This window comes from Microlunatus antarcticus (genome assembly GCF_014193425.1).
Lineage (GTDB): Bacteria > Actinomycetota > Actinomycetes > Propionibacteriales > Propionibacteriaceae > Microlunatus > Microlunatus antarcticus.
In genome coordinates this window covers 1,003,265-1,028,744 of the sequence record NZ_JACHZG010000001.1, presented here as the reverse complement: position 1 = coordinate 1,028,744, position 25,480 = coordinate 1,003,265, and the positions used below count along the sequence as shown (strand labels likewise).

26 protein-coding genes are annotated in these 25,480 nt (G+C 71.9%); 7 read left to right on the top strand and 19 right to left on the bottom strand.

Going from position 1 to position 25,480, the window contains the following annotated elements; genetic code table 11:
• Window positions 1–96 precede the first annotated feature (96 nt).
• Together FHX39_RS04770 and FHX39_RS04765 are read left to right on the top strand one after the other, a co-directional pair.
• Window positions 97–633 (top strand): barstar family protein, encoded by a 537-nt coding sequence (locus FHX39_RS04770; RefSeq protein WP_183337028.1) that lies wholly within the window; start codon window positions 97–99, stop codon window positions 631–633.
• Between the two features lie 83 nt (window positions 634–716).
• Entirely contained in the window at window positions 717–2,012 is a 1,296-nt protein-coding gene (locus FHX39_RS04765; protein ID WP_183337027.1) for an HNH endonuclease signature motif containing protein, read from the top strand.
• Between the two features lie 8 nt (window positions 2,013–2,020).
• Here FHX39_RS04765 and FHX39_RS04760 read toward each other — a convergent pair whose 3' ends face one another.
• The 5 genes from FHX39_RS04760 to FHX39_RS04740 all read right to left on the bottom strand — a co-directional run bounded on the left by FHX39_RS04760 (window position 2,021) and on the right by FHX39_RS04740 (window position 6,429).
• Window positions 2,021–3,259, bottom strand: coding sequence for a glutamate-5-semialdehyde dehydrogenase (locus FHX39_RS04760; protein ID WP_183337026.1), 1,239 nt, complete (start codon window positions 3,257–3,259; stop codon window positions 2,021–2,023).
• A 40-nt stretch (window positions 3,260–3,299) separates the two neighbouring features.
• Window positions 3,300–4,145 carry a class I SAM-dependent methyltransferase gene (locus FHX39_RS04755; protein ID WP_183337025.1) on the bottom strand — a complete coding sequence of 282 codons (846 nt, stop codon included), beginning with the start codon at window positions 4,143–4,145 and terminating at the stop codon, window positions 3,300–3,302.
• Between the two features lie 123 nt (window positions 4,146–4,268).
• Window positions 4,269–5,378 carry an alpha/beta fold hydrolase gene (locus FHX39_RS04750; RefSeq protein ID WP_183337024.1) on the bottom strand — a complete coding sequence of 370 codons (1,110 nt, stop codon included), beginning with the start codon at window positions 5,376–5,378 and terminating at the stop codon, window positions 4,269–4,271.
• Window positions 5,379–5,397: 19 nt separating this feature from the next.
• Window positions 5,398–5,907 (bottom strand): hemerythrin domain-containing protein, encoded by a 510-nt coding sequence (locus tag FHX39_RS04745; protein ID WP_183337023.1) that lies wholly within the window; start codon window positions 5,905–5,907, stop codon window positions 5,398–5,400.
• A 21-nt stretch (window positions 5,908–5,928) separates the two neighbouring features.
• Window positions 5,929–6,429: a methylated-DNA--[protein]-cysteine S-methyltransferase gene (locus FHX39_RS04740; RefSeq protein WP_332836667.1), complete on the bottom strand. Its 501-nt coding sequence runs from the start codon at window positions 6,427–6,429 to the stop codon at window positions 5,929–5,931.
• Window positions 6,430–6,462: 33 nt separating this feature from the next.
• Here FHX39_RS04740 and FHX39_RS04735 point away from each other — a divergent pair, with 33 nt between their 5' ends.
• Window positions 6,463–6,963, top strand: coding sequence for an SRPBCC family protein (locus FHX39_RS04735; protein ID WP_183337021.1), 501 nt, complete (start codon window positions 6,463–6,465; stop codon window positions 6,961–6,963).
• 4 nt (window positions 6,964–6,967) lie between these two features.
• Here the strand turns inward: FHX39_RS04735 and proB are convergent, their stop codons facing one another.
• From proB to rplU, 4 genes are all read right to left on the bottom strand, one after another.
• On the bottom strand, window positions 6,968–8,101 hold the full coding sequence (proB, locus tag FHX39_RS04730) for a glutamate 5-kinase (RefSeq protein ID WP_183337020.1): 1,134 nt from the start codon (window positions 8,099–8,101) through the stop codon (window positions 6,968–6,970).
• On the bottom strand, window positions 8,085–9,563 hold the full coding sequence (obgE, locus tag FHX39_RS04725; RefSeq protein WP_183337019.1) for a GTPase ObgE: 1,479 nt from the start codon (window positions 9,561–9,563) through the stop codon (window positions 8,085–8,087). The genes proB and obgE overlap by 17 nt, the downstream gene beginning before the upstream one ends.
• Window positions 9,564–9,670: 107 nt before the next feature.
• Complete coding sequence (rpmA, locus tag FHX39_RS04720; protein WP_183337018.1) at window positions 9,671–9,979, bottom strand: 50S ribosomal protein L27; 309 nt, start codon at window positions 9,977–9,979, stop codon at window positions 9,671–9,673.
• A gap of 9 nt (window positions 9,980–9,988) precedes the next feature.
• A complete protein-coding gene (rplU, locus tag FHX39_RS04715; protein WP_183337017.1) occupies window positions 9,989–10,297 on the bottom strand; it encodes a 50S ribosomal protein L21 in 309 nt (102 codons plus the stop codon).
• Window positions 10,298–10,457: 160 nt separating this feature from the next.
• Between rplU and FHX39_RS04710 the strand changes: the two genes are divergently transcribed.
• Genes FHX39_RS04710 through FHX39_RS04695 form a run of 4 tightly spaced genes read left to right on the top strand, consistent with a single transcriptional unit; the run spans window position 10,458 to window position 13,357 of the window.
• Window positions 10,458–11,201 (top strand): NAD-dependent epimerase/dehydratase family protein, encoded by a 744-nt coding sequence (locus tag FHX39_RS04710; RefSeq protein WP_183337016.1) that lies wholly within the window; start codon window positions 10,458–10,460, stop codon window positions 11,199–11,201.
• Window positions 11,198–11,998, top strand: coding sequence for a HipA family kinase (locus FHX39_RS04705; RefSeq protein ID WP_332836666.1), 801 nt, complete (start codon window positions 11,198–11,200; stop codon window positions 11,996–11,998). Before FHX39_RS04710 ends, FHX39_RS04705 begins: the two co-directional genes overlap by 4 nt.
• A complete protein-coding gene (locus FHX39_RS04700; RefSeq protein WP_183337015.1) occupies window positions 11,995–12,411 on the top strand; it encodes a DUF3037 domain-containing protein in 417 nt (138 codons plus the stop codon). The genes FHX39_RS04705 and FHX39_RS04700 overlap by 4 nt, the downstream gene beginning before the upstream one ends.
• A 31-nt stretch (window positions 12,412–12,442) precedes the next feature.
• A complete protein-coding gene (locus tag FHX39_RS04695) occupies window positions 12,443–13,357 on the top strand; it encodes an aldose 1-epimerase family protein (RefSeq protein WP_183337014.1) in 915 nt (304 codons plus the stop codon).
• Window positions 13,358–13,389: 32 nt separating this feature from the next.
• Here FHX39_RS04695 and FHX39_RS04690 read toward each other — a convergent pair whose 3' ends face one another.
• The 10 genes from FHX39_RS04690 to FHX39_RS04645 all read right to left on the bottom strand — a co-directional run bounded on the left by FHX39_RS04690 (window position 13,390) and on the right by FHX39_RS04645 (window position 25,444).
• Window positions 13,390–13,800, bottom strand: a complete 411-nt coding sequence (locus FHX39_RS04690; RefSeq protein WP_183337013.1) for a BLUF domain-containing protein — start codon at window positions 13,798–13,800, stop codon at window positions 13,390–13,392.
• Window positions 13,801–13,844: 44 nt separating this feature from the next.
• Entirely contained in the window at window positions 13,845–15,401 is a 1,557-nt protein-coding gene (locus FHX39_RS22005; RefSeq protein ID WP_183337012.1) for a xylulokinase, read from the bottom strand.
• Entirely contained in the window at window positions 15,398–16,642 is a 1,245-nt protein-coding gene (mmsB, locus tag FHX39_RS04680; RefSeq protein ID WP_183337011.1) for a multiple monosaccharide ABC transporter permease, read from the bottom strand. The genes FHX39_RS22005 and mmsB overlap by 4 nt, the downstream gene beginning before the upstream one ends.
• A gap of 4 nt (window positions 16,643–16,646) precedes the next feature.
• On the bottom strand, window positions 16,647–18,179 hold the full coding sequence (gene mmsA / locus FHX39_RS04675; RefSeq protein ID WP_183337010.1) for a multiple monosaccharide ABC transporter ATP-binding protein: 1,533 nt from the start codon (window positions 18,177–18,179) through the stop codon (window positions 16,647–16,649).
• Between the two features lie 97 nt (window positions 18,180–18,276).
• Entirely contained in the window at window positions 18,277–19,410 is a 1,134-nt protein-coding gene (gene chvE / locus FHX39_RS04670; RefSeq protein WP_332836665.1) for a multiple monosaccharide ABC transporter substrate-binding protein, read from the bottom strand.
• 85 nt (window positions 19,411–19,495) lie between these two features.
• Window positions 19,496–20,998 (bottom strand): L-arabinose isomerase, encoded by a 1,503-nt coding sequence (araA, locus tag FHX39_RS04665; RefSeq protein ID WP_183337009.1) that lies wholly within the window; start codon window positions 20,996–20,998, stop codon window positions 19,496–19,498.
• Between the two features lie 66 nt (window positions 20,999–21,064).
• Window positions 21,065–21,745, bottom strand: coding sequence for an L-ribulose-5-phosphate 4-epimerase (locus FHX39_RS04660; RefSeq protein WP_183337008.1), 681 nt, complete (start codon window positions 21,743–21,745; stop codon window positions 21,065–21,067).
• The gene (locus tag FHX39_RS04655) at window positions 21,742–22,797 is read right to left on the bottom strand and encodes an ABC transporter permease (RefSeq protein ID WP_183337007.1); all 1,056 of its coding nucleotides are present in this window, start codon (window positions 22,795–22,797) and stop codon (window positions 21,742–21,744) included. Before FHX39_RS04655 ends, FHX39_RS04660 begins: the two co-directional genes overlap by 4 nt.
• Window positions 22,794–23,825, bottom strand: coding sequence for an ABC transporter permease (locus FHX39_RS04650; RefSeq protein WP_183337006.1), 1,032 nt, complete (start codon window positions 23,823–23,825; stop codon window positions 22,794–22,796). The genes FHX39_RS04655 and FHX39_RS04650 overlap by 4 nt, the downstream gene beginning before the upstream one ends.
• Window positions 23,822–25,444: a sugar ABC transporter ATP-binding protein gene (locus tag FHX39_RS04645; protein ID WP_183337005.1), complete on the bottom strand. Its 1,623-nt coding sequence runs from the start codon at window positions 25,442–25,444 to the stop codon at window positions 23,822–23,824. Before FHX39_RS04645 ends, FHX39_RS04650 begins: the two co-directional genes overlap by 4 nt.
• Window positions 25,445–25,480 lie beyond the last annotated feature (36 nt).

The following is a 25,480-nucleotide window of genomic DNA, read 5'->3' as shown; positions in this document are numbered from 1 at the left end:
TAGCGGGTGCGCGCGACACCCGACCTCGCGCCCGCCCGCGCCCCTCCGAGGATGGCGAAGATGACCGTCTGAGAACCCTCGGAAGAAGTAGAGGCGATGACGGCCTTCGATCTCGACAACCCTGACGACGCGGAGGCCTACCGCCTCGTCGCCGGCGGGCCGGTCACTCTCTTCTACCGGCAAGAGGTACTGGGCCGCTCGACGGCCTGGCTGTCGGCGCACGGCTACGACGTCGTGCAGATCGACTGTCGAGAGGCCACCTGCAAGCTCGACCTTCTGGACCAGCTCGCCATCGCGCTGCGCTTCCCCGCCTACTTCGGCCGGAATCTCGATGCGCTCAACGACTGCCTCCGCGACGTCGCCGACCACAGCTATGGCTTCGCCCTCGATGCCGTCGGCTCGGTCCTGGTCCTGCTCCACTACGACGCCTTCACGCGGTGTGAACCGCACCAGGCGTGGGTGGTGCTCGACATCGTTGCCGACCGATGGCGAGAGGCCGCTCTGACCGGCCACCGCATGATGTGCCTCGTCCAGTCCGACGACCCCGGCCTCTCTTTCCGACCGGTCGGAGCGACGCCCGTGATGTGGAACGGCGAGGAGTGGTTGACGGCTCGCCGCCAGGACGACCACTGACCGTCTTTCCCTCATCCACCGGGTTGTCCACAGATGTGAACAAGTGTTCGATATTTGTCAGTGGCGGGTTCTAGCTTTGGTCCATGGCGTTGCGGGCGGTGGAACGGGTCGAGGAGGTCTCTCACCCCACGACTGCGCGCCTGAGCTTGCTGGTCGACGAGCTGGCCGGGCTGACGTCGGACGCGCTCGCCGGGGTGGACGACGACTCGTCCGAGGCGGACCTGGTCGACCAGGTCGGGGTGCTGGAACGGTTGCGGGGTGCGGTCGCGGCGGTGCAGGCCGCCGTGATGGTCCGGTTCGGGCGGGCGCGGGTGGAGCGTCAGCTGGCCGCCGACGTCCACCCGCGTGACATCGGCCGCGGGGTGGCCGAGGAGCTGGGCCTGGCGTGCCGCGTGTCGCCGACGGTCGCGGCCCGGCGGCTGAGTTCGGCGCGGGCGTGGTGGTTCGACCTGCCGCACACCTACGCCGCCCTCGCTAAGGGGTCGGTGAGCGAGCCGACCGCTGAGGCCGTGGTCACGGAGACGCGGCACCTCGACGCCGGCATCCGCCGGGAGGTGGACGCACGGCTCGCGGCGAAGGACCTCGCCGGGCTGGGCCTGCGCGAAGCGACCGCCCTTGCACGTCGATACGCCTACGAGGCCGACCGCGAGGCCTACATCGCCCGCGGCCGGCACGAGCGGAAGCACCGCCGGGTCGGGCTGCGGCCGGCGCCGGACACGATGAGCGTCCTGTCGGGCTACCTGCCCGTGGAGCAGGGCGTCGCCTGCCTCGCCGCACTCCGGCGTCACACCGACGGCGTCGTCGCCACCGGCGACGACCGAAGCCGCGACCAGATCATGGCCGACACCCTCGTCGAACGCCTCACCGGACAAGCCCGAGCCACCGACGTGGCCGTGGAGATCCAGCTCGTCGTGCCGGCCGACCTGCTGACCGACCCCGACAGCCACCGCACCGCGACCGTCACCGGCGTCGGCCCGCTCCCTGGAGCCCTGGCCCGAGAGATCGTCGACGCCAGCCGCGGCGCCAAGACAGTGCGCCGCCTGCACGCCACGCCCAACGGTCGGCTGTCCGGGATCGACCCGAGGCGCCGCTTCACCGGTGCTCTGGCCGACCTCGTCCGGGCCCGCGACCAGACCTGCCGGGTCCCCTTCTGCGGGGCGCCGGTCCGTCACCTCGACCACGTCCGGCGTCACACCGACGGCGGCCCGACCACCCTGGTCAACGGCCGCGGTCTGTGCGCCCGGCACAACCTCGTCCACGAACAGCCCGGCTGGACCGCCACCGTCGTCCACGACGGACTCGGCGACCAGCCCCACACCGTCCGGACCACCACCCCGACCGGCCACGACTACACCGCCCGAGCCCCGGACCCGCCGTGAAGCAGAGATCAGCGGGTCTGACCCGACCCCGTCACGACGTACTTGGTGGACGTCATCTCCGGTAGGCCCATCGGGCCGCGGGCGTGGAGCTTCTGCGTGGAGATGCCGATCTCCGCCCCGAAGCCGAACTCGCTACCGTCGACGAACCGGCTCGACGCGTTCACGAGGACGGCGGCGGCGTCGATCTCCGCGGTGAAGCGCTGCGCGGCGGCCTCGGAGTCGGTCACGATCGTCTCGCTGTGCCCGGTGGAGTAGGTGGCGATGTGCGCGAGCGCGTCATCGAGGGAGTCGACGACGCCGATCGCGAGGTCGAGGGAGAGGTACTCGGTCTCCCAGTCCTCCTGGGTCACCGCCCGCACGTCCGGCCCGTACGCGGCCGTCCGCGCGTCTCCGTGCACGGTGACGCCCGCTCGGGCGAGAGCCTCGAGGGCCGTCGGGAGGAAGCGCGGGGCGGCGTCAGCGTGCACGAGGAGCGTCTCGACGGCGTTGCAGACCGACGGCCGCTGGGTCTTGGCGTTGAGCAGGATGGCGAGGGCCATCTCCGGGTCGGCGCTGGCGTCGACGTAGAGGTGGCAGTTCCCGACCCCGGTCTCGATGACGGGGACGACGCTGTGACGAACGACGTGGTCGATGAGGCCGGCGCCACCGCGTGGGATCAGCACGTCGACCAGGCCACGGGCGCCCATCAGCTCGTCGGTCACCTCGCGGGGTCCGGGCACGAGCTGCACCGCGTCGACCGGCAGACCGACGTCGGCCAGGCCGAGACGCAGGGCGTCGACGACGGCGGCGTTCGAGGCCGCCGCGGACGAGGAGCCGCGCAGCAGCACGGCGTTGCCGGACTTGAGGCAGAGGCCGGCGGCATCGGCGGTGACGTTCGGTCTTGCCTCGTAGACGATCCCGACGACGCCGAACGGCACGCGCACCTGCCGGACCTGCACCCCGTTGGCGTTCGTCCACCCGCGGACGACGTCCCCGACCGGGTCCGGCAGCCCGGCCACGTCGCGCAACCCGTCGACCATGGCGCCGACCCGGTCGGGGGTCAGCCGCAACCGGTCGACGATCGCGGCGCTGGTGCCGGCCTCCTCGGCCCGCCGGACGTCGGTGGCGTTGGCCTCGAGCACGGCCGTCTCGGCCTTGGCCAGCGCGTCGGCCATGGCGTGGAGCGCGGCGTCCTTGCGGGACCGGGTCGCCGTCGCCAGCGTCTGCGCCGCACCCCGGGCGGCCAGGGCCTGCTGCTGCACCGTCATGCGCCCAAACTAGCGGAGCAGGCCGGCGGTCGACCCGGCCTCAGCACCGTCGAGCGGTCGCCAAGAGGTACTCCCACTCCATCGTCCCGTCGACGAGGGACCGCTCCCCCAGCGCGGCCAGGTCGGCGTCCAGCGCCGCGACCTCGTCGGGGTCCCCCGCGACCGCGGCGTAGACGGCGATGGTGGGCCCGTAGGTCGCCTTCATGAAGTCACGGAACTCGGCCCCCGTGGCGAAGCGGTCGACCCGCAGGGTCTGCTGCCGCGCGACCAGGTCGTCGACGCGGTCCCCGAGAAGCGTCCGCACGTGGTCGACGCGCCCCCACAGCGGCGCCGGCGAGGCCCCGGGCGGGGGCGGCGGGGCGTACGGCTTCATCGTCGCGAACAGCTGCCCGATGAAGCCGTCGGGTGTCCAGCTGAGCACCCCGAGGGCGCCGCTGGGCCGGCAGACCCGGACGAGCTCGTCCGCCGCGACCTGGTGGTGCGGCGCGAACATGACACCGATGCACGACATCACCACGTCGAAGGCGGCGTCGTCGTACGGCAGCGCCTCGACGTCGGCGACCTCCCAGGTCAGCGCCAGCCCCTCGGCCTGCGCCGCCGCACGCCCGACGTCAAGCAGCCGCGGCGTCAGGTCGGTAGCCGTGACGACGCCGCCTCGACGGGCAGCGGGGAGCGCGGAGCTGCCGGTGCCGGCGGCGACGTCGAGGACACGCTGCCCCGCCTGCACGTCGAGCGTGGCGACCAGGATCTCGCCGAGGCCGCCCACGACCTCGTCGGCCACCCGTGGGTAGTCACCGCTGGCCCACATCGCCGCTTGCCGGCCCTTGAGCGCGCGGTCCGCCTCCGCGGCGTCAGCGGTCGCACGGGGGACTTCGGTGGTGATCATGGTGCCTCCAGGTCGGGTGGTCGATGATCACGACGTTAGGGCGGCGAGGCGTCCGCACGCATCGGCGCCGGCACCCATCTCGTCGACCCGGGTCCCACCTCGCTGGCGGCTGACGCGTACGCGTCAGGTGCGCGCCAGCAGGCGCGCGACGGCGCCCGCCCGCGCGGACCTCCCGTGGAGGCCGAGCTTGGCGTACGCGTTCTGCAGGTGGCGCTCGACGGTTCGGACGGACAGCACCAGCTCGGCGCCGATCGCGTCGTTGTCGCAGCCGCTCGCGGCGAGGCGGAGGACATCCAGCTCGCGCGGCGAGAGGACGGTCGCGAGATCGGGCGACCCGGCGGCCTGCGCGGCAGCGATGGAAACGGCCAGCGCCTCGCGGTCCGGCTCGAGGAACGCGACCAGCTCGTGCAGCAGGACCGGCCAGGCCGGCTCGTCGGCCAGCACGATGTGGTTGTCGCTCTCCAGCGCCACGAGGCGGGCACCGCGGATGTGCGTGGCGAGGTGCCGGCTCTGGGCGAAGTCGTTCATCTGGTCGCCGAGACTGTGCAGCACCAGCACCGGCAGGTCGAGCTCGGGCAGCCGCGCGCTGGAGTCGGCCAGCTTGCGCTGCTCGCGGGCGACGACGGCGGTGTCGGCGTCGACCGCCGTCCGCTGCAGGTCGTCGATCCAGCGCATCTGCTCCTCGGTGCCGCCGGGGATCATCAGGTAGGTGAACACGCGGCGGAACTCGGGCGTCGGACGGTCCCAGCCGACCTTGATCAACGCCGTGAAGGCGGCGTCGAGCTCGAGCTCCTCCGCGGTGGCCTCGACCTGCGCCCCGGCGTAGCTGCCGTAGCAGGCGAGCCGGGTGACCCGCTCCGGGTGACGGGCCGCGTACTCGAGGGCGACGGGACCGCCCTGCGCCATGGCGAGGACCGCGAACCGTTCCAGCCCGGCGTCGTCGACCACGGCCTCCAGGTCGGCCACGCGCGCCTCGAGGCTGTGGTCGGTGACGCCCCGGTCGGACAGGCCGTGGCCCCGCTCGTCGAACCTGATCACCGTGGCGACCCGGCCGAGCTCGACCAGGTAGTGGCGCCAGACCGGGCTCTGCCAGTCGTGCTGCAGGTGGCTCAGCCAGCAGGAGTCAAGCAGCAGCGGTGGGCCCGACCCGTGCACCGCGTACGCGATCTGCACCCCGTCGGCCGAGCGCGCGAAACGGATGTCCTGCACCACGCCCGCGACAGCGCCCTCCATCTGCCGATGGTAGGCCCGATCAGCTGTTCTCCTTCACGTACTCCTCGGGGTCCTTGTCGACGATCGGCACGCCGTCCACGTGCTCGGCCTCGTACGCGGCGAAGGCGACGCCGATGCGGTGGCGGGTCTCGAGGTCGACGTGCTCGCGGAACTCCTTGAGCCCCTCGTGCTCCTCCTCGCCCATGTGCTCGTCGTTGGCCTCGCGGGCGTCGTTAACGCCCTTCCACCACGCGTCGCTGCCGACCTCGGCGGCCTGGCTGGCCAGGATCCCGTCACGGATGTCGTTGTGGTCGCCGATCGCGTCCTCGGTCTCCTCGATCTCGGCGTGGTCGTGCAGGCGCTCGCCGAGCTTGAGCAGCTCGGGGTAGAAGATCTCCTCCTCGCCCTGGGCGTGCACCTCGAGCATGGTCGAGAGCCGCTTCCACAGCGCGCCGAGCGCGTGGGTGTCGTCCTTGGCCACGTCGTCGAGCATGGCGAACATCCGGCGCTGCTCGTGGTGGTCGGAGAGGATCAGCTCGCAGATGTCCATGTGGGCAGCGTAGGAGATCGATCAGACGAGGACCGGGGGCAGGGCGCCCTCGTTCTCCAGGAGCCAGCGCTTGGTCTCGAGCTCGTGGCCCGGGTCGCCGCCCGAGAAGCCGCCGAGCCCGTCGGCGGCCACGACGCGGTGGCACGGGATGACGAGCGGCACCGGGTTGGCGGCCATGATCGAGCCGATCGCGCGGGCCGGCACCCCGGTCCCGCTGCGCCGGGCCAGCTCGCCGTACGTGACGGTCTCGCCGCAGCGCACGCCCTGCAGCGCGGTGAGGACGGTCAGGGTCGTCGGCTCGAGCGGCGGCAGGTCCAGCGGCAGGTCGAAGTCGCCGCGCTGCCCGCCGAAGTACTCCCGCAGCTGCCCGAGCACCAGCTGCACGGTCTCGTCGGGCTCGCGCGACGCCGTACCGGGGTCGAGGCCCCAGCCGATCCGGCGCAACCCGGCCGGACCGGCCAGCACGCCGACCAGCCCGACCTGCGTGTCGTACGCGTCATAGAACAGCTCGGGCTCGGCCACCCGGCCATCCTGGCGCACTGCCAGACTGCCGCCATGTCCGAGCCCGCCACCGCCCCCGAGCGCCTCGAGGTACGCCGCACCATCCACGCCCCGGCGTCCGCGATCTTCGCGCTGCTCCGCGACCCGCAGGGTCACGTGGCGATCGACGCCTCGGGGATGCTGCAGGACGCCGAAGGCGACCTCGTGTCCGCCGTCGGCGACACGTTCGTGGTCCACATGGACCGCGAGGCGCTCGGCGACCGCCCCGACCTCACGACGTACGACGTCACCGTGACCATCAGGTCCTACGAGGCCGACCGCGAGATCTCGTGGGTCGTCCGGGGTCCCTCACGCCCGCCGGTCGGCCAGGTCTACGGCTACCGGCTGGCCCCCGTCGACGCGGGCACGACCGAGGCGACGTCCTTCTACGACTGGTCCGACGCCCACCCGGAGTGGAAGGCCCGCGGCATCTTCCCCGTGATCTCCGAGACCGCCCTCAAGGGCACGCTCGGCATCCTCGACCGCACGGTCCGCCGCGGGTACGTCCGCCCCTGAGCCGCTAGTCCGCGAGGACCACCAGGGCGTCACGGTGCACGACCGTGCGCTCGTAGCTGGCCCCGAGCTCCTCGACCAGGTCGCGCGTCGTCCGGCCGAGGAGCGCGGGCAGCTCGTCCGAGTCGTACGCGACCAGCCCCCGCGCGACGACGACGCCGTCGGGCCCGACCAGGTCGACCGGCTCGCCGGACGCGAAGTGGCCCTCGACCTCGGTGATCCCCGCCGGAAGGAGGGACGCCTTGCGCTGCACGACCGCCCGTACGGCGCCGGCGTCGAGGACCAGACGGCCCTTGGCGTCGCTGGCGTGGCGCAGCCAGAGCAGCCGCGTCGGGCGCCGCTTGCCGGTGGGCGTGAAGAGGGTGCCGACCCGCTCCCCCGCCAGCGCCGCGGCGGCGTGGGGGGCGTCGGTGAGGACGACCGGGATACCGGCCGAGGTGGCGATGCCCGCGGCCTCGATCTTGGTCTGCATGCCCCCGGTGCCCACGGCGGAGCCGCGGCGGGTGACGTCCACGCCCGCGAGGTCGACCGGGCCGCCGACGACCTCGATGCGCTGCGCCCCCGGTGAGGCGGGGTGGGCGGTCCAGAGGGCGTCGACGTCGCTGAGCAGCACGAGCGCGTCGGCGTGCACGAGGTGCGCGACGAGGGCCGCCAGCCGGTCGTTGTCGCCGAAGCGGATCTCGTGGGTGGCGACGGTGTCGTTCTCGTTGACGACCGGCACGACGCCGAGCTCGAGGAGCCGGCCGAACGTGCGGAACGCGTTGCGGTAGTTGCCCCGCCGCGTGACGTCGTCGACGGTGAGCAGCACCTGCCCGACGCCGAGGCCCGCGCGGGCGAACAGCCGCCCGTAGTGCTCCATGAGCAGGCTCTGCCCCACGGAGGCCGCGGCCTGCTGGTTGGCCAGGTCGTGCGGCCGCGACCGCATGCCCAGCGGGGCCAGCCCGGCCGCGATGGCGCCCGACGACACCAGCACGACCTCACGGCCGGCCAGCCGGGCGGCGACCAGCGCGTCGACGAGCGCCCCGATGCGGTCCGGGTCGATGCCGCCGGCCGCCGAGGTGAGCGAGGAGGAACCGACCTTCACCACGACCCGGTGGGCGGTGGCGACGACGGCCCGGTCGCCCTCAGCGGCGGTGTCCACCGCGCGATCCGTCGTCGACCTCCGCCTCGCGGGCCGCGTGGTACTCGCGGTCGAGCTCGCGGCGGCGCGTGACGGCCGGGCGCTGGGGCTCCTCGAGCCGGACGTCCTCGCCGCGACGGCTCAGGATCTCGGCGCCGACGTCGATCTGCGGCGCGAAGTCGAAGACGACCGCGCCGTCCCCGTCCGCGTTCCCCCCGATCGCCACGCCGTCGCCGGCGCGGGCGCCGAGCTCGAGCAGCCGGTCCTCGATGCCGATCCGGTTGAACCGGTCGGCGAGGTAGCCGACGGCCTCCGGGTTGCCGAAGTCGGTCTGCCGCACCCAGCGCTCGGGCTTGTCCCCGCGGACGCGCCAGAGGTCGTTCTCGCGGGTGACCACGAACGGCTTGCCGCCGCCGCCGCGGACCGGCTCGGGCCGCAGCACGATGCGCTTCGGCTCGGGCGGGGGCATGGCGGCACGACGCTGGGCGACCAGGTCGGCCATCGCGAAGGTCAGCGACCGCAAGCCCTCGCCGGTCTTGGTCGAGATGGGGAACACGCGGTACCCCTGGGCCTCGATGTCGGCGCGGGCGATCTCGGCGAGCTCGGCGGCGTCGGGGACGTCGACCTTGTTGAGCGCGACGAGCCGCGGGCGGTCCTCGAGACCGCCGTGCGCGGTCAGCTCGGCCTCGATGACGGCGAGGTCGGTGACCGGGTCGCGGCCGGGCTCGAAGGTGGCGCAGTCGACCACGTGCACGAGGGCCGCGCAGCGCTCGACGTGACGCAGGAAGTCGAAGCCGAGCCCACGTCCCTCGCTCGCGCCCTCGATCAGCCCGGGCACGTCGGCCACGGTGAAGATGACGTCCCCGCCGACCACGACGCCGAGGTTGGGGATCAGGGTGGTGAAGGGGTAGTCGGCGACCTTGGGCCGGGCGCGGGAGATCGACGCGACCAGCGAGGACTTCCCGGCGCTGGGGTAGCCGACCAGCCCGACGTCGGCGACGACCTTGAGCTCGAGGAGGACCGTGCGCTCGAGCCCGTCCTCGCCGAGCAGGGCGAAGCCGGGTGCCTTGCGGGCGGAGGAGGCGAGCGCGGCGTTGCCGAGACCCCCACGACCGCCCTGCGCGACGACGAGCTCGGCCTCGGGGCCGGTGAGGTCGGCGAGCCGCTCGCCCGTGTCGGCGTCGGTGACCACGGTGCCGTCGGGGACCGGCAGCACGATGTCCTCGCCGTTGGACCCGTTCTGGTGGTCGCCGCGGCCGGGGGCGCCGCTGGTCGCGCGCCGGTAGGACTGCCGGTGGTAGTCGACGAGGGTCGTGACGTCGGGGTCGACGCGGAGGATCACGGAACCGCCGTGACCGCCGTTGCCGCCGTCGGGGCCACCGAGCGGCTTGAACTTCTCACGGTGGACGGAGGCGCAGCCGTGCCCGCCGTTCCCGCCGAAGGTGTGCAGCGTCACCTGGTCGACAAAGCTGGGGATGGCCATGCGGGGCGCCTCCTTTCAGGAGTGCGAGGCAGGAGGAACCTGCCGGTAAAGCGACGAGAGGGTGGCCCGGAAGGGCCACCCTCTCGACAAGACGTGCGTTGGTCGGGTCAGACCGCGACGGCCTCGGGAGCGACGGCCACCGGAGCCTCGGCGGCGACAGCCGCCGGGACCAGCGTGATGTTGACGACCCGGCGCCCGCGACGGGTGCCGAACTCGACCGCACCGGCGCGGAGGGCGAACAGGGTGTCGTCCTTGCCGCGGCCGACGCCCTCGCCCGGGTGGAAGTGGGTGCCGCGCTGGCGGACGATGATCTCGCCGGCGTTGACCTGCTGGCCGCCGAACCGCTTGACGCCGAGGCGCTGGGCGTTGGACTCGCGACCGTTACGAGTAGAGCTTGCGCCCTTCTTGTGTGCCATCTGCCTGCCTCAGCTCTCGATGCCCGTGATGCGGATCTGGGTGTGCTTCTGACGGTGACCCTGACGCTTGCGGTAACCCGTCTTGTTCTTGAACTTCATGATCCGGATCTTCGGACCCTTGGTCTCGGCCAGGACCTCGGCGGTGACCGAGGCCGACGCGAGCGCCGACACGTCCGAGGTCACCGAGGTGCCGTCCACCAGCAGCAGCGGCACGAGCGCCACCGATGCGCCGGCCGCCTGGTGGATGCGGTCGACCTCGAGAACGTCGCCGACCGTGACCTTGTGCTGGCGGCCGCCACTACGCACGACTGCGTACACGCCTGACCTACTTCCATAGTTTCTGGGTAACCGCACGGCCTCGCCGATCTGCTCGTCGCAGCGCGCGGTCCGTACGTGGGCGCACCGGAGCGCGCACCGAGGGTCCAGGTTACGTGCCGTTCTCAAGGTGGGTCAAACGCCGACCACTACCGTGTCCAGCATGCCCGACACGAACCGTACGACCACCCGGCGCCGCGTCGTCGTCACCGGGGCGGCGGGACGCATCGGACGGGCGCTGGCGGGCCCGCTGGACGAGCGCTGGGACGTCCTGCGCACCGACCTCCCCGAGGCGGCCGACGCGGCCGGGATCGCGCCCCTCGACGTCACCGACCTCGAGGCCTGCCGGGCCGCCTTCGCCGACGCGGACGCGGTCGTGCACCTGGCCGCCGACCCGGGGCCGGGCGTCTCCTTCGACGAGCTGCACGGCCCCAATCTCGTCGGCCCGTACGCCGTGGCCCAGGCCGCGGCGGACGTCAGGGTGCGGCGGCTGGTGCTCGCCAGCAGCCTGCACGCGATGTCGGCGCTCCCCGCCTCGGTCCAGCGCCGCACCTCCGACCAGCCCCGGCCGGGCAACCTCTACGGGGCGGCCAAGGCCTGGTCCGAGGGCCTCGGGGCCTGGATCGCCGCGACCACCGGCACGTCGGTGGTGGCGCTGCGGATCGGCTACTTCTCCGAGCAGCGTCCGGGGCCCGACACCCTGCCGCAGGACCGCACGGCCTGGCTGAGCACCCGGGACGCGGTCGAGCTGGTCCGCGCCTCCGTCGAGGCCGACCTCCCGGCGGGGGTCGACGGCTTCGTCGTCGCGCACGGGGTGTCGGCCAACCGGCACAACGTCGCCGAGCTCGGGGCGACCCGGCGCGACATCGGGTACGTGCCGGTCGACGACGCCTGGAGCGAGGAGTGAGCGCGCTCGACCCCGCGCTCGACGGGACGCCGGCGCCCGAGCTGCCGTACGTGCACGCGACCGCCTACCTGACCCCGCTGCGGGAGGGCGGGTCGCTGCCCGGGCTCGTCGAGGCCGACGACCTCGGCACGTACGTCGTGAAGTTCACCGCGGCCGGGCAGGGACCGAAGGCCCTGGTCGCCGAGATCGTCGTCGGCGAGCTCGGCCGGACGCTCGGGATCGACATCCCCGACCTCGCGCTGATCGACGTCGACGCCGAGCTGGGCCGGCGGGAGCCGGACGAGGAGGTCCAGGAGCTCGTCACCGCCAGCGCCGGGCTCAACCTGGCGGTCGACTTCCTGCCCGGTGCGGTGGGCTACGACGCCGGCTTCGACGTCGACCCCCGGCAGGCGGCGCGGATCGTCTGGCTCGACGCGTTCGTCGCCAACGTCGACCGCAGCGCCCGGAACACCAACCTCCTGGTCTGGCACAAGACGCTCTGGGCGATCGACCACGGCGCCTGCCTGCGGTTCCACCACGCGTGGGGACGTCCGGAGGCCTTCGCGACCTCGGCCTACCGCTACGACGACCACGTCCTCGCCGGCGTCGGCGACCCGCGCAGCGTCCATGAGGAGCTGGCCGCCCAGGTGAGCCGGGGCCTGCTGGACGACGTGCTGGGCCTCGTCCCCGAGGCGTGGCTGCTGCCGGACCCCCGACGGCCCGACCCGCAGGCCCCGCCTGACGCCGCGAGCGCGCGGGCGGCGTACGTCGACTACCTGCTGGCCCGCCTGGCGCAGGCCGAGCGGTGGCTGCCGTGAGCGGGCAGACCGAGAGCGCTACGTCTGGAAAGCGGCACGCCTTCGTCTACGCGACGCTGCGCGCGGTCCCCCGCGTCGACCGGGGCGAGTTCGTCAACGTCGGGGTCATCCTCTACTGCCAGGCGCTGGACTACCTGGCCGCGTCGGTGGTGCTGGACCCGGTGCGGCTTCGGGCCATCGCGCCCGACGTGGACCTCGACGCCGTCCGCACGTCCGCGGAGGCGGTGGTCGTCGCGTGTCGCACCCCCGTCGGCCTCGCCCGGGAGAACGAGGGGCAGGCCGTCCGCTTCGGCATGCTCACGGCTCCGCGCAGCACCGTCGTCCAGCCGTCGCCCGTGCACGCGGGCATGACGACCCACCCCGAGCGGACGCTCGGCCAGCTCCTCGACCGGCTGGTCGCACCACCGGTCTGATCGGCCCGTGCGACCGGGCAGACTCTGAGCCATGTCACACCCCTTGACCGGCGAAGAGATCCTGCTCCAGCACGGCCCGTACGCGGCCTCGGTCGTCACGCTCGGGGCGAGCCTGCGCTCGCTGGAGCACGACGGACGACCGCTCGTCGTGCCCTTCCACGTGGACCGGATACGGCCCGTGTTCCGCGGGGCGCTGCTCGCGCCGTGGCCGAACCGGGTCGTCGACGGGCGGTACACCTTCGACGGCGAGGAGCAGCAGCTGGCGCTCAGCGAACCCGACCGCGGCCACGCGCTGCACGGGCTGCTCGGCTGGGCCGACTGGTCGGTCTCCTCGCGCGCCGACGACACGGTCACCCTCACCGCCGAGCTCCCGCCCGGCTCCGGCTACCCGCACCGCATCGTCCTCGAGTGCGTCTACGCGCTGGCCGACGACGGCCTGACCACGACGGTCACGGCCCGGAGCCTGTCCGGCCGGGCCCCGTACGGCGTCTCCGCGCACCCCTACCTGACGGCCGGCGGCGCCGCTCTGGACGCCACGGTCCTCACGCTGCCGGCGGACCGCTACGTCGAGACCGAGGGCGAGCGGCTCCTGCCGGCCGGCGGGCGCGACGTCGTCGAGGCGCCGTGGCCGGACTTCCGGACGCCGACCGCGATCGGCGGCGCTCAGGTCGACCACGCGTTCACCGGTCTGCGCCGCGAGGCCGACGGGCAGGCGCGCGTCCGGCTCGAGGGCCCCGACGGCTTCGCGGTCGAGATGACCTGGGGTGCCGAGCTGGCCTGGGTGCAGGTCCACACCGCCGACCGCCCCGAGCCGGAGCTCGACCGCGCCGGCCTGGCCGTGGAGCCGATGACCTGCCCGCCCGACGCCTTCAGCACGGGCGAGGACGTCGTCGTGCTCGACGGCGACCAGCGCCACACGGCGAGCTGGCGGATCAGCGCGGCCTGACCTCCGCAAGGGCAGGCCGTCCGGGTCGGGGCTCAGTCCTCGCTGGCGAAGAGGGCGAGGAGCTCGAGGAACTTCTCGCTCTCCTGACCGTCCGGGCCCTGCACGGTGGTCAGCACGTCGTTGAAGCCGTCGACGTCGCCCAGCTCGCCGGCGACGTCGGCGAACCCCATCGTCCAGTCCGGGAAGCGGCGTTCGGACCGGTCCTCGGCGAGCACCGTGCTGACCGCGTGGTGCCGGGAGTCGCGCGCGATCGTGGCGTAGAGCGCCTCGACCCGGTCGCGCGGGCCCTCGAGGACCTGCAGGAAGGTGCCGTGGCGGTACAGCAGGATGCCGGTGACCCCCGCGCGGGCGTTGTTCGCCCGGCTGTGGTCCAGCAGGTCCAGCAGGTCGGGCGCCGTCAACGGGACCGAGGCCTGGCTCTCGTACGCGAGCGAGTAGAACACCGCCAGATCCTACGGTCCCGCTGGAGGACCCGGCGGGCGTGCCGTCAGCGCAGGGCGTCGACCGCCGCGCGCTGGACGGCGAGGCCGGCGACGTAGCGCTCGAGGAACGCGTCGAACCCGGCCGCGTCGTCGGCGTCGGGCTCGACCGTGACGAGCTCGACGTCGGCGAACACCCGGGTGTCGAGGTAGTCGGCCAGGGACTGGTCGGCCGTGCGGTGCTGACCGAACGCGGCCAGCACGGCGATGCCCCAGGCTCCGCCCTCGCCGGCCACGTCGCCCACCGACACCGGCACCCGGATGGAGGCCGCGAGGAAGCGCTGCGCGACGCCCTTGGTCTTGAACAGGCCGCCGTGCGCGAACATCGTGTCCAGCTCGACGCCCTCGTCCTTGAGCAGCACGTCCATGCCGATCTTCAGCGTCGCGAACGCGCTGTAGAGCTGGGTCCGCATGAACGTCCCCAGCTCCAGCGGGCTGCCGGGCGTGCGGACGACGAGGGGACGGCCCTCCTCGAGCTCGGTGATGGGCTCGCCGGACAGGTAGTTGTACGCAAGCAGCCCGCCGCCGTCGGGGGCGCCCTCGAGCGCGGCGCCGAACAGCGTGGCGAAGACCTTCTCGCTGCTGGCCTCGACGCCGAGCGCCGTGGCGAACTCGCCGAAGAGGTTCGCCCAGGCCTGCAGCTCGCTGGCCCCGTTGTTGCAGTGCACCATCGCCACCGGGTCGCCGGCGGGCGTGGTCACGAGGTCGAGCTCGCGGTGGGGCCGACTGAGCTCGCGCTCCAGCACGACCATCGCGAAGATGCTGGTGCCGGCGCTGACGTTGCCGGTGCGCGGGGCGACCGAGCCGGTCGCCACCATGCCGGTCCCCGCGTCGCCCTCGGGCGGGCAGAGCGGCGTGCCGACGGGGACCAGCCCGCCGAGGCGGGCAGCGCCGGCCTCGGTGAGCTCGCCGGCCGGGTCGCCCGCGAGGCGGACGGTCGGCAGCAGGTCGACCAGCGGGGTCTCCAGGCCCAGGCCGGAGGCCAGCTCGTCGAACCGGGCCAGCATCGCCTCGTCGTAGCCCCGGGTGACCGGGTCGATCGGGAACATCCCGCTCGCGTCCCCGACGCCGATGACCTTCTCCCCCGTGAGCTGCCAGTGCACGTAGCCCGCGAGCGTGGTCACGTACGCGACCCGCCCGACGTGCTCCTCGTGGTCGAGCAGCGCCTGGTAGAGGTGCGCGACGCTCCAGCGGTGCGGGATGTTCGTCCCGAGCATCTCGCTGAGCTGCCTCGACGCCGCGTCGGTGTTCGTGTTGCGCCACGTGCGGAACGGCACGAGCAGCTCGCCGTCCGCGTCGAAGGCGAGGTAGCCGTGCATCATCGCCGAGATCCCGACCGATCCGACGGCCCCGAGGTCCCCCAGCTCGGCGCACGACGCCCGCAGCCCGGCCCAGGCGTCGTCGAGCCCGTAGGTCCAGAGCCGGTCGACGAACTGGTTCTCCCAGTCGTGCCCCCCGGTCGCGAGCACCTCGTGCTCGCGACCGATCAGGACCGCCTTGATCCGGGTCGAGCCGAGCTCGATCCCGAGGGACGCGGTCTCGTCGACCGGCTCCGGGGTGCTCACTTGGACGCGTTCGCCGCGCGGCGCTTGTTGAAGATGTCGAACGCGACGGCGAGCAGCAGCACGAAGCCCTTGATGAAGGACTGGATCTCGGTGCCGAGGCCGAGCAGCGACATGCCGTTGTTCAGCACGCCCATGATCAGACCGCCGATGATGGCGCCAGTCACGGTGCCGACACCACCGGTGACGGCTGCGCCACCGATGAAGGCGGCGGCGATCGCGTCCAGCTCGAAGCCGGTGCCGGCCCCGGGCAGGGCCGAGTTGCTGCGCGCGGTGAAGGCGATGCCGGCGATGCCCGCGAGGACGCCCATGTTGACGAACAGCAGGAAGTCGACCTTCTTGGTGTCGACGCCGGACAGCTGGGCCGCGTGCAGGTTGCCGCCACGGGCGTAGATGTGGCGGCCGAAGACGAACTGGTGCATGACCGTGCTGTAGATCAGGATCAGCGCGGCCAGGATGACCAGGACGATCGGGGTCCCGCGGTAGCTGGCCAGCACGAAGGTGATCAGCAGGATGAACACCGCGGTGAAGATCGCCTGCGAGAGGAACCACGAGCGCGGCTCGTCCTCGAGCCCGAGCTTGACCCGCTTGGCGCGCTCCCGGACCTGCGTGCCCACCAGGCCGATCGTCGCCAGCACCCCGAGGATCACGGTCAGCGGCTCGAAGGTCGAGGTGCCGCCGCCGAGGTCGGGCAGGAAGCCGGAGCCGATGGCGACGTACGCGTCCGGGAACGGCGTGATCGGGACGTTGTGCAGGATCATCTGCGTGAGGCCGCGGAAGGTCAGCATGCCGGCCAGCGTCACGATGAAGGCCGGGATGCCGACGTAGGCGATCCAGAACCCCTGCCAGGCGCCGACCACCCCACCGACCAGGATCGCGGCGATGACGCCGAGCCACCAGGGCCAGCCCCACTGCACGATCATGATGCCGCTGACGGCACCCACGAAGGCGACCACCGAGCCCACGGACAGGTCGATGTGGCCGGCGATGATGATCATCACCATGCCGATGGCCAGGATCAGGACGTAGGCGTTCTGCCCGATGATGCTGGTGACGTTGCGCGGCGTGAGCAGCGTCCCGCCCGTCAGCACCTGGAACAGGATGACGATCGCGATCAGGGCGAGGAAGATCCCGACCTGGCGCAGGCGCCCGCTCAGGAAGGCGCCGAGACCGGCACCGCCCTGCTCGGGGGCCGGAGGGATGACGGGCGTGTCGTCCGTCAGAGTCTGCGTCGAGGCGGACATGCCGCTACTCCTTCTCCTGGGTCATGTACTGCATGAGCTTTTCGGGTTGGGCGGTGGCGACGTCGACCTCGCCGGTCACCCGGCCGGCCGACAGCGCGTAGATGCGGTCGCAGATCCCCAGCAGCTCGGGGAGCTCGGAGGAGATGACGATGATCGCCTTCCCCTGCGCCGCCATCGTGTTGATGATCGTGTAGATCTCGTACTTGGCGCCGACGTCGATGCCGCGGGTGGGCTCGTCGAGGATCAGCACGTCGGGGTCGGTGAACATCCACTTGCTCAGGACGACCTTCTGCTGGTTGCCGCCGGAGAGCTTGCCGGTGACGACCCCGACGTCGGGCGCCTTGATGCGCATGCTCTTGCGGTAGCCGTTGGCCACGACCGTCTCGGCGTTCGCGTCCACGTGACCCCAGCGGGCGAGCTTGCCCAGCGCGGAGCCGGAGATGTTCCGCTTGATGTCGTCGAGCAGGTTGAGGCCGTAGCGCTTGCGGTCCTCGGTCGCGTACGCGATGCCGTGGGCGATCGCCGCCTTGACCGTGGGCGCCTGGATCGGCTGGCCGTTCTTGTAGAGGTTGCCGCTGATGTCGCGGCCGTACGAGCGGCCGAAGACGCTCATGGCCAGCTCGGTGCGGCCCGCGCCCATCAGCCCGGCGATGCCGACGACCTCACCCGCGCGGACGTAGAGGTTGGCGTGGTCCACGACGACGCGGCTGTGCTCGAGCGGGTGGTGCACGGTCCAGTCCTCGATCCGCAGCACCTCCTCGCCGATGGTGGACTCCCGCTCGGGGAACCGGCTCTCGAGGTCGCGCCCGACCATGCCGCGGATGATCCGGTCCTCGGAGATCTCGTCGGCGTGCAGGTCGAGGGTCTCGATCGTGCGGCCGTCGCGGATGATCGTCACCCGGTCGGCGATGGCTTTGATCTCGTTCAGCTTGTGGCTGATGATGATCGAGGTGATGCCGTGGTCGCGCAGGCCGTCGATCAGACCGAGCAGGTGCGCGGAGTCGGTGTCGTTCAGGGCCGCGGTCGGCTCGTCGAGGATGAGCACCTTGACCTCTTTGGAGAGCGCCTTCGCGATCTCCACGAGCTGCTGCTTGCCGACGCCGAGGTCGGTGATCTTGGTGATCGGGTTCTCCGCGAGACCGACGCGGCGGAGCAGGTCCGCCGCCTTCAGGTTCGTCGCGTTCCAGTCGATCCGACCGCCGCGCTGCTGCTCGTTGCCGAGGAAGATGTTCTCCGCGATCGACAGGAACGGGCTGAGCGCCAGCTCCTGGTGGATGATCACGATGCCGGCGTGCTCGGAGTCCCGGATGCCGGAGAACGCCGCGGGCTTGCCCTCGAAGACGATCTCGCCCTCGTACGACCCGTGCGGGTAGACGCCCGAGAGCACCTTCATCAGGGTCGACTTGCCGGCGCCGTTCTCGCCGCAGATCGCGTGGACCTCACCGCGCTCGACGGTCAGGTTGACGTCCTGCAGGGCCTTGACCCCGGGGAACGTCTTGGTGATGTCCACCATCTGCAGGATGGGGTCGTTCGTCATCAGGCTCCGTCTTCCTTCGTGCTGCTGTGCTGCTGTGCTGGACGAAGGTCGGTGCCCCTCTCCTCGCGGAGAAGGGCACCGACCACCTCATCGAGAGCTATTCGCCCTTGTCGATCTCGGCCTGGGTGTAGTAACCCGAGTCGATGATCTCCTTCTGCAGGTTGTCCTTGGTGATGATCACGGACTGGTGCAGGTAGGCCGGCACGACCTTGACCTTGTTGTTGTAGGTCGTCGTGTCGTTGGTCTCCGGCGTCTTGCCGGTGAGGATTGCGTCGACCATCGTCGAGGCGGTCTCGGCCAGCTTGGACGTGTCCTTGAAGATCGTCGAGTACTGGACGCCGTCCTGGATCAGCTTGTCCGACGCCTTCTCCGCGTCCTGACCGGTGACGATCGGGTTCGGGATGCCGGCGGCCTTGGTGGCGTTCAGGATGCCGCGCGAGAGGCCGTCGTACGGGGACAGGACACCGTCGAGCTTGGTGTCGCCCTTGGCGTAGAACCCGTTGAGGATGGTCTCCATGCGGGCCTGCGCGGTCTCGAGCTTCCACTGCTGGATGGCGACCTGGCTGAAGTCGGTCTGACCCGAGACGACCTTGAGCGTGCCCTTGTCGATGTAGGGCTGCAGGACGCTCATCGCGCCGTTGAAGAAGAACTGCGCGTTGTTGTCGTCGGGGCTGCCGGCGAAGAGCTCGACGTTGAACGGGCCGGCCTTGCCGGTGTCCTTGCCGTCCGCGTCGAGGATCCCGAGGCCGGTCAGCAGCGACGTCCCCTGCTGCACGCCCACCTTCTGGTTGTCGAACGTGACGTAGTAGTCGACGTCCGGCGTGCCGTTGATCAGGCGGTCGTAGGCGATGACCTTGACGCCGTCCTTGCCGGCGTCGGCCAGCTGGGTGGTCAGCGCGGTGCCGTCGATCGAGGCGACGATGAGGGCCTTGGCCCCGTTGTTCAGCATCGACTCGATCTGCTGCTGCTGCTGCGGCACGGAGTCGTTCGCGTACTGCAGGTCGACCTTGTAGCCGAGCGCCTCGAGCTTGGACTTGACGTTGTTGCCGTCGTCGATCCAGCGCTCGGAGGTCTTCGTCGGCATGGCGACGCCGATGAGGGCGCCCTTGTTGGCGCCGGCGGCCGGCGCCTCGCTGCTGGCCGTGCCGGCGCGACCGCCGCCGCAGCCGGCGGCCGTCATGGTGAGGGCGGCGGCCACGGCCACCACCGACATGAGCTTGCGTGCTTTCACTACGAGATCCTCCTTGATTCCTGTGTACGCGTCGTGCGTCTCTTGCGTGGGTCTCGGCGCCCGGACGTTCCGGGCACCGCGGGGGTCAGAAGCCGGCGGCGAGCCGGTGGTAGGCGTTGTTCCAGCGCAGCTCCTGCGTGAAACGCCGCGGGCGGGTGTCGGCGTCGATGACGGCGAGCTCGACGCCGAGCATCTCGGCGAAGTCGTCCATCACGTCGGTGCCGATCGCGCTGGAGAGCACGCTGTGGTGCGGTCCCCCGGCGGCGATCCAGCACTCGGCCGAGGTCGGCAGGTCCGGCTTGGGCTCCCAGACCGCACGGGCCACGGGCAGCCTGGGCAGCGGCTCGTCGGGGGTCGTCACGTCGATCTCGTTGAGCACGAGGCGGAAGCGGTCGCCGAGGTCGCAGATCCCGACCACCACGGCCGGGCCCGCGGCCGCGTCGAAGACCAGGCGGACCGGGTCCTCCCGGTCGCCGATGCCCAGCGGGTGGATCTCCACCCGCGGCTTGGCCGCGGCGATGCTCGGGCAGACCTCGAGCATGTGCGAGCCGAGGATCTTCTGCGGGCCCGGGCCGAGGTGGTAGGTGTAGTCCTCCATGAACGAGGTGCCCTGCGGCAGCCCGACGCTCATCGCCTTCATCGTGTGGAGCATGACCGAGGTCTTCCAGTCACCCTCGCCGCCGAAGCCGTAGCCGTCGGCCATCAGCCGCTGCACGGCCAGGCCGGGCAGCTGGCGCAGACCGCCGAGGTCCTCGAAGTTCGTGACGAACGCGCCGAAGCCGCCGGCCTCGAGGAAGCTCCGCATCCCGGCCTCGATGCGCGCGCCGTAGCGCAGCGACTCGTGCCGGTCGCCGCCGGGCAGCAGCTCGGGGGCGATCTCGTACAGGTCGCCGTAGGTCTCGACGAGCGTGTCGACCTCGGCGTCCGACGCGGCGTCGACGGCCGCGACGAGGGCGTTCACGCCGTACGCGTTGACCGAGACGCCGAAGACGCGCTGCGCCTCGACCTTGTCGCCCTCGGTGACGGCCACGTCGCGCATGTTGTCGCCGAAGCGGGCCAGCTTGAGCGAGCGGACCGCCGCGACGCCGAGCGCCGCGCGCTGCCAGTCGGCGACCTTGCGGACGACGTCGGGGTTGCTCACGTGACCGACGACGGTCTTGCGACGCACGCCGAGCCGGGTCTGGATGTAGCCGAACTCGCGGTCGCCGTGGGCGGCCTGGTTCAGGTTCATGAAGTCCATGTCGATCTCGGACCACGGCAGCGAGACGTTGGCCTGCGTGTGCAGGTGCAGCAGCGGCGTCTGCAGGGCGTCGAGGCCCGCGATCCACATCTTCGCCGGGGAGAAGGTGTGCATCCAGGCGATCAGCCCGATGCAGTCCGGGTCCGCGTTGGCGGCCAGGACGAGGCGGTGGATGGCGTTCGAGTCGGTCAGGACCGGCTTCCACTCCACGCGGACGGGGAGCACGTCGGAGGCGTCGAGCTGGCGCACGACCTCCTGCGACTGCTGCTCGACCTGAGCGACGATCTCGGGGCCGTACAGGCCCTGGCTGCCGGTCAGGAACCACACGGTGGGTGTGGAGTCAGGCATGGAGCTCCTTCGTGGTGGATCGGTGCGTGGTGGATCGGTGCGGGGCCGGCGTGGTCGCGGGGACCATCAGTGCTGGCCGTAGGCGTTCTGGTAGCGGTCGTAGAGGGCGTCCACGTGCGTCTGGTCGATGGGGATCGGCTCGCCGAGCTGGCGGGAGATGTGCACCGTCCGGGCGACCTCCTCGCACAGCACCGCGGCCTTGACCGCCGCGCGCGCCGAGCGACCGACGGTGAAGACCCCGTGGTTCTGCATCAGCACCGCGGGCGACCGGTGGTCCGCGAGCGTGGCGACGATACCCCGTCCGATGGAGTCGTCGCCGATGATCGCGAAAGGTCCGACCGGCACGGGGCCGCCGAACTCGTCGGCCATCATCGTGAGGACGCACGGGATCGCCTCGCCCCGGGCCGCCCAGGCGGTCGCGTAGGTCGAGTGCGTGTGCACGACGCCGTTGACGTGGGGCATGTTCGCGTAGACGTACGCGTGGGCCGCGGTGTCGGAGGACGGGTTGCGCTCCCCCTCGACCAGGCGGCCCTCGAGGTCGGTGACGACCATCGTCTCGGGGGTGAGCTCGTCGTAGCTGACGCCCGACGGCTTGATGACGAGCAGGTCCCGGCCGGGGACGCGCGCGGAGACGTTGCCCGCGGTCCAGACGACCAGCTCGTTGCGGGGCAGCTCGGCGTGGAGCTCGGCGACCTCGCGGCGGACCTCGAGGAGGGTGGCCGCGACGTCGGCGGTGATGGTGCTCATGTGGCCTTTCCGGATCGGCGGCTGACGGTCGCCTGGAGGATGACGACGACGAGCAGGAAGCCGCCGGAGACGACCTGCTGGACGTAGGAGTTGAGGTTCGCGCCCTGGACGATGAGGTTCTGGATCACGAAGAGCAGCGCGACGCCCGCCGCGGTACCGACCATCGAGCCGACGCCGCCGGCGAGCAGCGTGCCGCCGATGACCACGGCCGCGATCGCCTGCAGCTCGTACGCGTCGCCGATGCGCGCCTCCTGGCCGCCGCCGGAGAGGGCGGTGGTGAGGACGCCCGCGATGCCGGCGCACAGGCCGCTGATCACGTAGACCGTCGCGGTCGTGCGACGGACCGGCAGGCCCATGAGCTCGGCGGCCTGGGCGTTGCCGCCGACGGCCTGGACGCTCTGGCCGAAGGCGGTGCGGTTGAGCACCCACCAGCCGATCGCGAAGAGCACGACGGCGATCCAGACCGGGTTGCCGATGCCGAGGAAGGACCCGGTGCCGAGGATCTCGAAGACCTTGAAGCCCGGGATCTGCGGGACGTCGTTGCCCTCGTGGGTGATGAGGAAGACGAGCCCCCGGATCCCGGTCAGCCCGGCCAGGGTGACGATGAAGGCGGGCAGCCGGAGCCGGGCGATGATCAGGCCCTGGAGCAGCCCGACCGCGGCGGTGACGACCAGCGGCACGAGCACGGCGGCCAGCGACCCGTACGGCGACGCCATCGCGCTGAGGATGACCGCCAGCGCGTACGTCGAACCGACCGAGAGGTCGATGCCGCCGTTGATGATCACGAAGGTCATGCCGACCGCGATGATGGCGATGAACGAGGCCGCGAGGGCGACGTTGCGGAAGTTGTCGACCGAGCCGAACGTCGGCACCAGGACGATCCCGACGATCACGACGACGGCGAGGCCGACGACGGCCGCGTTCCGGGAGACGATCGAGGTCAGGTTCCGGGTGCGCAGGAGGTCGGCGGCGCGGCCGCCGCGATCGGGGGCCGTCGCGACGACGGCGGTCCCGTCCCCGGCCGCCCGGACCTCGTCACGGTCGACGGTCATGAGCTGCTCCTCGAGCGCTGGACGTAGATGGCGGCGATGATGATCAGCGCCTCGACGATGCGGGCGCCGGAGTCCGGCACGTTGTGCGAGACCAGCGTGGTCTCGAGCAGCTGGATGAACACGGCCCCGACCACGGTGCCGAGGATGCGCACCTGGCCCCCGGCGAGCGCCCCGCCACCCACCACGACGGCGGTGATGGCGGTCAGCTCGATCAGCAGGCCGGTGAAGGACGGGTCGCTCGCCCGGAGCCGCGCCGTGGCGATGACCCCGGCCACGGCGGCGAGCCCGCCGGAGATCGCGTAGACGGTGATCAGGGTGCGCTGCACGGGCAGCCCGGCGAGGACGCTGGCGCGCCGGTTGCCACCGATCGCGAGGAGCCGGTAGCCGAACGCGCTGCGGCGGACGAGCACCGCCGCGGCGACGGCGAGGATCGCGGCGACCCACATGACGTACGGGACGCCGAGGAGCTTGCCGAGCCGGACGGTGCGGAAGAACGGCACGAAGAGCTCGATCAGCGCACCGCCGGTGATGACCAGCGCGATCCCTCGCCCGGCCACGAGCATGCCGAGCGTGGCGACGATGGGTTGCACCCGGGCGACCGCGACCACCGTCCCGTTGAACGCGCCGACCAGGACGCCGGCGACCACGGCGAAGAGCATCGCGACGCCGATCGAGGCGCCCAGCCCGCCGTCGCCGGGAGCGAGCACGAAGCGGGCGAGCACCGCGCTCGCGATCGCCATGATGGCGCCCACGGAGAGGTCGACGCCGCCGGTGCCGATCACCAGGGCCATGCCCAGGGACACGATGATCACGGGCGGCAGCTGGGCGAACAGCAGCTGGATCGTCGCCAGGGTGAGGAAGTTGAAGGTGAAGAAGGCGTTGTACGCGACCAGGACGATCAGCGCGAGGTAGACCCCGCGCGCCCGCAGCCACGCCGCCCAGCCGTTCGTCAGCCCGAGCCGCGCCTTGAGCGCGGACGGCTCGCGGGGCTCCGGGGTGGTCGGTGCGGTCGTGGTGGCGGCGCTCATCGTCCGGTCTCCTGGTCGGCGTCGACCTGCTCGGCGTGACCCGGCTCGGCGGGGGCGATCTCGGCGGGGGCGGCCTCGGCGGCCACCTCGGAGTCGGCCGCCTCGGCGATCATGTCCATGATGTTGTCCTCGGTGATCTCGTCGCCGAAGAGGGCGCCGAGCTGGGCGCCGTCGCGCAGGACCACGACGCTGTCGGACCCCTCGACGACCTCCTCGAGCTCGGAGGAGATGAGCACCACCGCGAGGCCCTTCTCCGCGAGCTCGGCGATCAGGCCCTGGACCTCGGCCTTGGCCCCCACGTCGATCCCGCGGGTCGGCTCGTCGAGCAGGAGGACCCGGGGGTTGAGGCAGAGCAGCCGGGCGAGCAGCACCTTCTGCTGGTTGCCGCCGGAGAGCTCGGAGACCTTCTGGCTCGGCCCGTACGCCCGGATCCGCAGCCGGTCGAAGAAGACCTTGACGATCGCGTCGAGCTTGGACCGGTTGACGAAGCCGAGGCGCGTCAGCTGCGGCAGCGCGGCGAGCCCGATGTTGTCGCGGATCGACAGCTCCGGGATGATCCCCTCGGCCTTGCGGTCCTCGGGCAGGAAGGCGATCTTGTTGCGGATCCGCGAGGCGGGCGTCTGACGGCGCAGCGGGCGGCCGTCGATGCTGATCTCGCCGGAGTCGAGCGGCAGCGCGCCGAAGACGGTCTTGGCCGTCTCGCTGCGCCCCGAGCCGAGCAGGCCGGCGAGCCCGACGACCTCGCCCGGGCGGACGACCAGCGACACGTCGTCGAGGACGAGGCGACGGCTCAGGTGGCTGGCCCGCAGGACGGGCTCGGCGTCGGCGACCGGCGGCCGGCCGGCCAGGCGGGTCAGCCTGCCCTCGTCCAGCTCGGCGGCGTCGCGGCCCAGCATGCGGGAGATGAGCTGGCGGCGGTTCGTGTCGGCGGTCGGCCCGGTCCAGACGAGCTTGCCGTCGCGCAGCACCGTGATGGTGTCGCAGGCGGCGAAGACCTCGTCGAGCTTGTGCGAGACGTAGACGACGCAGACGCCGGACTCCTTGAGCAGCGCCACGACCGAGAGCAGCCGCTCCACCTCGCGGGGCTCGAGCGACGACGTCGGCTCGTCCATGATCACGACACGGGCCTGCGTGGAGACGGCGCGGGCGATGGCCACCATCTGCTGGATGCCGAGGCCGAGCTCGCCGAGCGGACGGCGCACGTCGACGGCGATGCCGAAGCGCTCGAGGCCCTCGGCCGCCTCGGTGTTCATCCGGCGCAGGTCGAGCGAGCCGCGACGCTTGAGCTCGCGACCGAGGAAGAAGTTGCGGGCGACGGAGAGCTGGGGTGCGAGGTGCACCTCCTGGTAGATCGTCGCGATGCCCGCCTGCTGGGCGGCACGCGGCGACGCGAAGCTCGCGGACTCGCCCTGGTACAGCACCTCGCCGCTGTCGATCGGGTAGACCCCGGTCATCACCTTGATCAGCGTCGACTTGCCGGCGCCGTTCTCGCCGACGAGCGCGTGCACCGAGGCCGGCATCAGGTCGATCGACACGTCGTCGAGGGCGCGTACGCCGCCGAACGTCTTGCTGAGCCCCCGCACGGCGAGCGTGGGTGCCTGCACCGCGGTTGCGGTCATGGCGTCATCTCCGGGTCATCTGGGGTGGGCGGGTCG

Excerpts from the sequence above, each read along its gene's own strand:
- FHX39_RS04770 (WP_183337028.1), top strand. The coding sequence starts at position 97 with ATGACGGCCTTCGATCTCGACAACCCTGACGACGCGGAGGCCTACCGC.
- FHX39_RS04765 (WP_183337027.1), top strand. The coding sequence starts at position 717 with ATGGCGTTGCGGGCGGTGGAACGGGTCGAGGAGGTCTCTCACCCCACG.
- FHX39_RS04760 (WP_183337026.1), bottom strand. The coding sequence starts at position 3,259 with ATGACGGTGCAGCAGCAGGCCCTGGCCGCCCGGGGTGCGGCGCAGACG.
- FHX39_RS04755 (WP_183337025.1), bottom strand. The coding sequence starts at position 4,145 with ATGATCACCACCGAAGTCCCCCGTGCGACCGCTGACGCCGCGGAGGCG.
- FHX39_RS04750 (WP_183337024.1), bottom strand. The coding sequence starts at position 5,378 with ATGGAGGGCGCTGTCGCGGGCGTGGTGCAGGACATCCGTTTCGCGCGC.
- FHX39_RS04745 (WP_183337023.1), bottom strand. The coding sequence starts at position 5,907 with ATGGACATCTGCGAGCTGATCCTCTCCGACCACCACGAGCAGCGCCGG.
- FHX39_RS04735 (WP_183337021.1), top strand. The coding sequence starts at position 6,463 with ATGTCCGAGCCCGCCACCGCCCCCGAGCGCCTCGAGGTACGCCGCACC.
- obgE (WP_183337019.1), bottom strand. The coding sequence starts at position 9,563 with ATGGCCATCCCCAGCTTTGTCGACCAGGTGACGCTGCACACCTTCGGC.
- rpmA (WP_183337018.1), bottom strand. The coding sequence starts at position 9,979 with ATGGCACACAAGAAGGGCGCAAGCTCTACTCGTAACGGTCGCGAGTCC.
- FHX39_RS04710 (WP_183337016.1), top strand. The coding sequence starts at position 10,458 with ATGCCCGACACGAACCGTACGACCACCCGGCGCCGCGTCGTCGTCACC.
- FHX39_RS04695 (WP_183337014.1), top strand. The coding sequence starts at position 12,443 with ATGTCACACCCCTTGACCGGCGAAGAGATCCTGCTCCAGCACGGCCCG.
- mmsB (WP_183337011.1), bottom strand. The coding sequence starts at position 16,642 with ATGTCCGCCTCGACGCAGACTCTGACGGACGACACGCCCGTCATCCCT.
- mmsA (WP_183337010.1), bottom strand. The coding sequence starts at position 18,179 with ATGACGAACGACCCCATCCTGCAGATGGTGGACATCACCAAGACGTTC.
- araA (WP_183337009.1), bottom strand. The coding sequence starts at position 20,998 with ATGCCTGACTCCACACCCACCGTGTGGTTCCTGACCGGCAGCCAGGGC.
- FHX39_RS04660 (WP_183337008.1), bottom strand. The coding sequence starts at position 21,745 with ATGAGCACCATCACCGCCGACGTCGCGGCCACCCTCCTCGAGGTCCGC.
- FHX39_RS04655 (WP_183337007.1), bottom strand. The coding sequence starts at position 22,797 with ATGACCGTCGACCGTGACGAGGTCCGGGCGGCCGGGGACGGGACCGCC.
- FHX39_RS04650 (WP_183337006.1), bottom strand. The coding sequence starts at position 23,825 with ATGAGCGCCGCCACCACGACCGCACCGACCACCCCGGAGCCCCGCGAG.
- FHX39_RS04645 (WP_183337005.1), bottom strand. The coding sequence starts at position 25,444 with ATGACCGCAACCGCGGTGCAGGCACCCACGCTCGCCGTGCGGGGGCTC.